The sequence below is a fragment of the Rhodoferax sp. genome (assembly GCF_028689305.1).
Classification (GTDB): Bacteria; Pseudomonadota; Gammaproteobacteria; order Burkholderiales; family Burkholderiaceae_C; genus Rhodoferax.
Window position 1 is genome coordinate 1 of sequence record NZ_JAQTWM010000135.1, and the last position, 6,599, is coordinate 6,599.

Genomic DNA, 6,599 nt, shown 5'->3' on the forward strand with positions numbered 1-6,599 from the left:
AACGAGGCTGGATTATGCGTGTGACGATGCCAGCCCCGATCTGTCCACCCCCATCCTGTTTCGCAGCGCCTAAATGCTGGCGCACGCTGCAACTGCGCAAGATTTGTCATGCTGCTGCTTCTAAACTGGCCATCCTGTCCAACCCATGAGAAACCACGCCATGAGCACCCCCGCATTCCCCCAGCATGTTGAAACCCTGCCGGATGCCCTCACCGTGATCGGCATCGAGCTGCGCACCCACAACCTGGAGGCCGCGCAGACCATTCCGCCGCACTGGCAGCGCTTCACCCAAGAGGGCGTGCTAGCCCAGATTCCGGCCAAGTGTGGCGACGACGTGTTTGCGGTTTACACCCATTTTGAGCACGCCGGCCGCGACAACACCGGCCTGTATTCGCTGGTCATCGGCGCGGCCGTAGCGGCAGATGCGCCGGTGCCGGCGGGCATGGTGCGGGTGGTGGTGCCGGCCTCGCCGCGTGCGGTGTTTGGCGTGGAAAGAAATCGCTTTGACCTGGTTGGCCCGGCCTGGCAAGCCATCTGGCAGCGCAACGACCTGGCCAAAACCTTCATCGCCGAATACGAGCAGTACCATGCCGATGGTGGCATCTCCATCTCCATCGGGTTGAACGCCGCCACCCCGCAAAAATGAGCCCGCGTTGTCCGTCATCAGGAGGATGTGTGAACAAGATCGATCTCAAGAAGGACATGAAGCCCTTGTACCAACCCAGTGCGCGGGATGTCACCCAGGTTGAAGTGCCCCCGCTGCAGTACCTGATGGTCGATGGCACGGGTGACCCCAATACATCACCAGCCTATGCGCAGGCGATCGAGGCCTTGTTTGCCGTGTCGTACACCGCCAAGTTCATGCTCAAAAAAGGGCCGCAAGCGCTGGACTATGCCGTCATGCCGCTGGAAGGCCTTTGGTGGGCCGATGACATGTCCGCCTTTGTGACCCACAACAAGGCCCAATGGCAGTGGACGATGATGATCATGCAACCCGCCTTCGTGACAGAAGACACCCTCACTGCGGCCATGGCCGAAGTCCGCCAAAAGAAGAAACTGCCCGGCGTCGACAGGCTGCGCCTGGAACATTTCACGGAGGGGCTTTGCGCCCAGATTTTGCATGTGGGCCCGTTTTCTGAAGAAGGGCCGACCATCGCGCGGCTGCATGCGTTCATTGATGCACGATCGGGGCGCAGGGGCAAGCACCACGAGATTTACTTGAGCGACATCCGGCGCGCAGACCCACAGAAGTGGAAAACCATCCTTCGGCAGCCGATGAACCCAAGCTAGGCTCAAACAATGAACAAACCCCACGGTTGGACCGATTACCAGGAGCGCCTGGGCCGGGTCACCGCCTACATTCACGACCATTTGGCAGAAGAGCTGGACCTGAACCGCCTGGCCGAGGTGGCGCACCTGTCGTCCTTTCACTGGCATCGGGTCTACCAGGCGCTGTATGGCGAAACCATTGCCACCACGGTGCGCCGCCTGCGACTGGCGCGGGGCAGCGGCTACCTAGCCAACACCGCGCTGCCGGTGGCGCAGGTAGCCGTTAAATGCGGTTACCCCAACGCGCAGTCTTTCACCCGTGCCTTCACTGCCGCCTATGGGCTCAGCCCCATGCGCTACCGTGCCGAAGGGGCGCATGTGGCCTTTCGCCAGGCGCCACACCAAGCTGCGGCGAACGGGGCGGCCTACGCGGTCGAGGTGCGGCAGGTGCCCGCCGTGCAACTGGCTGGCATCGCACACCGTGGCCCCTACATGCAGGTGGGGCGGGCGTTTGATGCCGCCTTCACCCGCATGGCGGCGCAGGGCCTGGCGTGGCCCGACATGCGCTGGCTGGCGGTTTATGAGGATGACCCTTTTGCCGTGCCCGAATCGCAATTACATTCACGCGCCGGCCTGAGCCTGCCACCCGGCGGCGTACCCCAGCCACCGCTGGAACCCTTCACCCTGGGTGGTGGCCGCTGCGCCGTGCTGCGCCACCAGGGGCCGTATGCCACGATGCGTGCCGCCTACCAATGGCTGTATGGCCAGTGGCTGGTGCAGTCGGGCCATGAGGCGGCCAATAGCCCGGTGTTTGAGGAATACCTGAACAACCCGCGCGACACGCCGCCGGATCGGCTGCTGACGGACATTTATTTGCCGCTGGTGGGTGGGGCTGAGGTTTGAGGCGTGATGGCTGGTTGGGCTGATAGGCGGGCTTGAGGGGGCAGCGGGGTTGTTCGATATCTATTCAGTATCTATTCATGAATGCACTGGCCACGCCACCGCATGTTGAAAGATTGGTAGTCATTTGGGCCTGTAGCCCAGTAAAAATATGCGCAAGCAGCTTCTATTTTTATAGCAACCAAGATGCCATCGTGGCGGCTAGTGCCACACCGAGATGCCCTCTTTGAGCAACGCTCGCACCATGGCCGAGCAGGCTCCTGGTGAATTGTTCAAAGTGTTCAAGGCGCTTGATCCCGCTCACGCAAACCATAATCCCGCCGCACTTCAGCCACGCGCAGCCGGTAGTCGGCAAACAGGTGCTCGATGCCCGCTTGATTGCCGTCGAACCGCAGGGGCGACACCGCTACTTTCGCCTGGCCGACCCGGATGTGGCGCAGTTGCTGGAAAACCTGATGGGTGTGGCCCTTCGCAGTGGTGCGGTGCGCCTGCGCGGCAGCCCACGCGCTGGGTTGGGCGCGCCGCGCCAAAGACTCGCGTGTGGTGCCGCTCACTGAGCCGGGGGAGTACGCATTTCGCCAGTTGTTCAAGGAGCCGGCTACACCACCACCCACTGCCAGCCAAAAAACACCGCCAACCCCAGCATGATGGTCAGCAGCTGTTGGCGCGTAGCCAGGCAGATGGCCACCGACACCAACGCAGCCACCAGTTGCGGGTTGCGCCAGCCCAGCTCCAGGCCTTGGCCATGCGGCGCCAGGATCATCGGCACGATGATGGCGGTCAGCACGGTGACCGGCACAAAGGCCAGGGCTTGCCGCACGGCGGGCGAAAACCGGATTCGGTCACCCAGAATGAACACCAGCGCCTTGATGGCAAAGGTGATCACCGCCATGCCAAGGATGGTCAGCGAGGCGCTCATGTGGCGGCCCCCTCGGTATCCACACGGGCACGCAGCCGGGTCAAGCCCATGCCCACGCCAACGCCCACCACCACAGCCGCCATCAGGCCCAGTTTGAACGGCAAACCCTTGAGCGCATAGGCCACACTGCCCGCCGCCAGCGCCGCGCCCAGATGGGGCACACGCGCCAATTGCGGCACCACGATGGCGATGAAGGTCACCACCATCGCAAAGTCCAACCCCAGCGTCTGCAACTGCGGAAACACCGCGCCAAAGGCCAGCCCGACCAGCGTCCAGACCTGCCAGTTGGCATACATCGACAGACCGGAACCCAAAAAATACCAATGCCCCAGCGCGGCCTGCGGGTGCTGACGGTAATAACTGTCCACCACGGCAAAGGTCTCATCGGTCAGCAAAAAACCCAGCAGCCAGCGCCAGTGGCTTGGCAAGTGCTGCACATGCGGCAGCAGCGCGGCGGCGTACAACATGTGGCGCAAGTTGACGATCAGCGTGGCCAGCCAGATCACCAGCGAGCTGGCCAGACCAGCCATCAGCCCCACCGCAATGAACTGGCTGGAGCCAGCAAACACGCCCAGCGACATCAGTTGCCCCTGCCAGGGCGCGAGCTGGGCCGTGCCGACCAGGGCCCCAAAAATCATGCCAAAAGGCGCGGCCCCCACCAGCATCGGCACGGTGTCGCGGGCTCCTGCTGTGAAGTGGGCGAAGGCAGTGGGGTGGGGCATCAAAAATCTTCCTGTCATTGAACCAGGCTGCATGGTAGACAAGTCGCCCCTGGGGCGCTTGTACGTTCTTGCGCTGATCAAGCCGAGGGCAAGGCTGCCAGTGCGGGGTTGAGCTGTGTTGGCATAATATGCCAATCTTTCCCCTAGGAGTGCCAGATGCCCACCCGAAACGTCGTGATTACCGCGCACCAAAGTGAGTTGATTGACCAGTGGGTTGCCGCTGGCGACTACCAGAATGCCAGCGAAGTTCTGCGCGAAGGTTTGCGGCTGGTGGAGCAAAGCAAAATCGAATTTGAAGCACGCTTGCAAGCGCTGCGGCAGGCAACTCATGTAGGCCTGGCGGACATGGAGGCCGGGCGTTTTGACAGTTTTGATTCGCCAGAGGCGTTGAGAGCGCATTTCGCCGCACTGGGCACCGAAGTCTTGGGCGCGTGATGACGCAAACCCTTTGGGTGGTTCGCACATCGGCTGCAGCCAAAGCTGATTTCAAAGACATCTTGCGCTGGACCAGGGACAGGTTTGGCACGCAGCAGGCGCAGGTGTATCTGGAAACCCTCACGCTGGCATTGGAAGACTTGTGTGCTGGCCCGCAAGTGGTGGGCTGTACATTGCGCAGCGACATTGGCCCCGATATTTACACCCTGCACGTCGCCCGAAAAGGTCGCCACGGGCGGCATGTCCTGGTGTTGCGGGCCAGACCTATGCAAGACCAGCCAGTGCTGGAGCTTCTTCGCATCCTGCACGACAGCATGGATATGAAACGCCACCTTCCTTGGCATTGAACCTGGGTTCTTGTCCTTTTACTATTATTTGTATAGCTGATTGCGCATGTATTACGCTGGCTACAGGCCTATTTTGCATATAAATCATGGTGCAAACCAAGCTGTGTGTTGTTGCGCTGTTCAGGCCAGTTGCTGCATCCAGGCCACGCTGGGGTAGAAGGCCCGGTAGGCCCAGCCGTGCTCGGTGGCACGTTCACCGGTGTGGATTTCGCCCGGATTGATGGCCGCAATACTGCCCACCCCGGCCAGACACAGCGTGCCACGGTAGCGGTAGCGCGTTGCGCCGGACTGGATCACCGGTATCGAATGCCCGTCATGCCAATGCGGGGCAAATTCCTGCGCGTAATACTGTGCCGTCAGCAGCTCGGCATCCGGCAACAAAGGGCTGCGCCACAGGCGGGCGTGATCGGGTAGTACGGTGGTCATGATCGAGGAAGGCAAGGAGGCCAAAGTATCGCTGGGCTCGTCCCATGCCTGGGGGCTGAAGGTGGGTGCATAATTTCGTCTGATGAATGCACTGGTCACCCACACCCCCTTCGCCGCCTACGTGGTGGTGCTGTGGGCCAGCGCCTGTGCAAGCTTCCCCCCTCCTGTCGCACCGCCTCCCGGCGTTGCCACTCCTGGCCCCTACCCGCCTAGCCGCCGGTAGAGCGCCTCGCGGGCTGATGGTTCAGCCCGCCTATTTCCTCAGCTTGGGCACCCTGACCACTGCGTCAGGTGCGTGTGCATTGGTGTGCCTGTGCTGGGGAGTTTCATGGTTTGATGACAGGAATTTCTCATGACTTTGGTTAAAACGGTCTGGACCGCCTATGGTCCAACGGCCTTGTTCGTGCTGCTGTGGAGCAGCGGTGCACTCTTCGCCAAATGGGGGCTTGCGCACGGCTCAGCCTTCGCCTTTCTCACCCTGCGTTTTGCGCTGGCCCTGCTGGTGTTGACGCTGGTGGGTATCTGGCGCAGGCGCTGGCTGCCCGCACCGGGGACGCGCCTGCACGTGGCAGCCACCGGTTTGCTGCTGGTGGGCAGCTACTCGGTCTGTTACCTGCTGGCGCTGGATCACGGACTCACGCCGGGCGTGCTGGCCACGGTACTCGGGGTGCAGCCCATGCTGACCCTGCTGCTGGGCGAGCGCCGCCTGGCCGCACGGCGCTTGGCTGGCCTGGCGTTGGCGCTGGGCGGCCTTTGCCTGGTGGTGTGGGACAGCCTGATGCAAGCACGCGTTTCGGCCTTGGGCCTGTTGTTCGCCTTCGCCGCCCTGGGCTGCATGACGGCGGGGGCGATGCTGCAAAAGTGCATTCACCAGGCCCCTGCCGATGTGATGCCCTTGCAATACGCGGTCAGCCTGCTGCTGTGTCTGGCCTTTTTGCCCTTTCAGCCGCACGGTTTTGAATGGGTGCTGGGCTTTGTGTTGCCGGTGGTGTGGATGGCGCTGGTGATCTCGGTGCTGGCCACCTTGTTGCTGTACCGGTTGATTCAGGCGGGCAATCTGGTCAACGTCACCAGCTTGTTTTACCTGGTGCCAGGCGGCACAGCGGCACTGGACTGGCTGGTGTTTGGCAACACCATGGCCCCTGCTGCGCTGATCGGCATGGGGGCCATCCTGCTGGGTTTGTTGCAGGTGTTTCGAACGCCCAGGGCATAGGTGTTCACCGCGTCGGTACCACCAGGATGACGGCCGTCTTGGGGGCGTTCTTGACTGATCTACCATGTTGTCATGGACCTGTTTGACGACCTGCCCCTTTCACCCGAGGACGCGTCCGTGCCGATCGCCCCGGGCGCGGTGCTGCTGCGTGGTTTTGCCCGCGCGCGGGAGGTGGCGCTGTGGCAGGCGGCTCAAGCGGTGATGGCCCAGGCGCCCTTGCGCCACATGCAAACGCCGGGCGGCCACACCATGTCGGTGGCCATGACCAATTGCGGCGCGCTGGGCTGGGTGTCGGACCCGCAGGGCTACCGCTACAGCACGCATGACCCGTTGTCTGGCCAGCCCTGGCCTGCCATGCCGGAGTGTTT

At 62.3% G+C, this 6,599-nt stretch carries 11 protein-coding genes; 7 read left to right on the forward strand and 4 right to left on the reverse strand.

Going from position 1 to position 6,599, the window contains the following annotated elements:
- Positions 1–160 precede the first annotated feature (160 nt).
- The 3 genes from PHW99_RS17615 to PHW99_RS17625 are packed head-to-tail and all read left to right on the forward strand — an operon-like array spanning position 161 to position 2,172.
- Positions 161–646, forward strand: a complete 486-nt coding sequence (locus tag PHW99_RS17615) for an effector binding domain-containing protein (protein ID WP_300180727.1) — start codon at positions 161–163, stop codon at positions 644–646.
- Positions 647–675: 29 nt separating this feature from the next.
- Positions 676–1,290 carry a GyrI-like domain-containing protein gene (locus tag PHW99_RS17620; RefSeq protein WP_300180730.1) on the forward strand — a complete coding sequence of 205 codons (615 nt, stop codon included), beginning with the start codon at positions 676–678 and terminating at the stop codon, positions 1,288–1,290.
- Between the two features lie 9 nt (positions 1,291–1,299).
- A complete protein-coding gene (locus PHW99_RS17625; protein ID WP_300180733.1) occupies positions 1,300–2,172 on the forward strand; it encodes a GyrI-like domain-containing protein in 873 nt (290 codons plus the stop codon).
- Positions 2,173–2,450: 278 nt separating this feature from the next.
- On the opposite strand, the gene PHW99_RS17630 is transcribed toward PHW99_RS17625, so the two are convergent.
- The 3 genes from PHW99_RS17630 to PHW99_RS17640 are packed head-to-tail and all read right to left on the reverse strand — an operon-like array spanning position 2,451 to position 3,810.
- Positions 2,451–2,759: a hypothetical protein gene (locus PHW99_RS17630; protein WP_300180736.1), complete on the reverse strand. Its 309-nt coding sequence runs from the start codon at positions 2,757–2,759 to the stop codon at positions 2,451–2,453.
- Positions 2,760–2,767: 8 nt separating this feature from the next.
- On the reverse strand, positions 2,768–3,088 hold the full coding sequence (locus PHW99_RS17635) for an AzlD domain-containing protein (RefSeq protein WP_300180739.1): 321 nt from the start codon (positions 3,086–3,088) through the stop codon (positions 2,768–2,770).
- Positions 3,085–3,810: an AzlC family ABC transporter permease gene (locus PHW99_RS17640; protein WP_300180742.1), complete on the reverse strand. Its 726-nt coding sequence runs from the start codon at positions 3,808–3,810 to the stop codon at positions 3,085–3,087. The genes PHW99_RS17635 and PHW99_RS17640 overlap by 4 nt, the downstream gene beginning before the upstream one ends.
- A gap of 156 nt (positions 3,811–3,966) precedes the next feature.
- On the opposite strand from PHW99_RS17640, the gene PHW99_RS17645 reads away from it, so the two are divergent.
- Positions 3,967–4,245, forward strand: a complete 279-nt coding sequence (locus PHW99_RS17645; protein WP_300180745.1) for a type II toxin-antitoxin system ParD family antitoxin — start codon at positions 3,967–3,969, stop codon at positions 4,243–4,245.
- Positions 4,245–4,592: a type II toxin-antitoxin system RelE/ParE family toxin gene (locus PHW99_RS17650; RefSeq protein WP_300180748.1), complete on the forward strand. Its 348-nt coding sequence runs from the start codon at positions 4,245–4,247 to the stop codon at positions 4,590–4,592. The genes PHW99_RS17645 and PHW99_RS17650 overlap by 1 nt, the downstream gene beginning before the upstream one ends.
- 120 nt (positions 4,593–4,712) lie before the next feature.
- Here PHW99_RS17650 and PHW99_RS17655 read toward each other — a convergent pair whose 3' ends face one another.
- Complete coding sequence (locus tag PHW99_RS17655) at positions 4,713–5,018, reverse strand: AraC family ligand binding domain-containing protein (protein WP_300180751.1); 306 nt, start codon at positions 5,016–5,018, stop codon at positions 4,713–4,715.
- 352 nt (positions 5,019–5,370) lie between these two features.
- Between PHW99_RS17655 and PHW99_RS17660 the strand changes: the two genes are divergently transcribed.
- On the forward strand, positions 5,371–6,231 hold the full coding sequence (locus tag PHW99_RS17660) for a DMT family transporter (protein ID WP_300180755.1): 861 nt from the start codon (positions 5,371–5,373) through the stop codon (positions 6,229–6,231).
- A gap of 72 nt (positions 6,232–6,303) precedes the next feature.
- Positions 6,304–6,599, forward strand: a 296-nt coding sequence (locus tag PHW99_RS17665) for an alpha-ketoglutarate-dependent dioxygenase AlkB (RefSeq protein ID WP_300180758.1), incomplete at its 3' end; no start/stop codon positions are given.

Excerpts from the sequence above, each read along its gene's own strand:
- PHW99_RS17615 (WP_300180727.1), top strand. The coding sequence starts at position 161 with ATGAGCACCCCCGCATTCCCCCAGCATGTTGAAACCCTGCCGGATGCC.
- PHW99_RS17625 (WP_300180733.1), top strand. The coding sequence starts at position 1,300 with ATGAACAAACCCCACGGTTGGACCGATTACCAGGAGCGCCTGGGCCGG.
- PHW99_RS17635 (WP_300180739.1), bottom strand. The coding sequence starts at position 3,088 with ATGAGCGCCTCGCTGACCATCCTTGGCATGGCGGTGATCACCTTTGCC.
- PHW99_RS17640 (WP_300180742.1), bottom strand. The coding sequence starts at position 3,810 with ATGCCCCACCCCACTGCCTTCGCCCACTTCACAGCAGGAGCCCGCGAC.
- PHW99_RS17645 (WP_300180745.1), top strand. The coding sequence starts at position 3,967 with ATGCCCACCCGAAACGTCGTGATTACCGCGCACCAAAGTGAGTTGATT.
- PHW99_RS17650 (WP_300180748.1), top strand. The coding sequence starts at position 4,245 with ATGACGCAAACCCTTTGGGTGGTTCGCACATCGGCTGCAGCCAAAGCT.
- PHW99_RS17655 (WP_300180751.1), bottom strand. The coding sequence starts at position 5,018 with ATGACCACCGTACTACCCGATCACGCCCGCCTGTGGCGCAGCCCTTTG.
- PHW99_RS17660 (WP_300180755.1), top strand. The coding sequence starts at position 5,371 with ATGACTTTGGTTAAAACGGTCTGGACCGCCTATGGTCCAACGGCCTTG.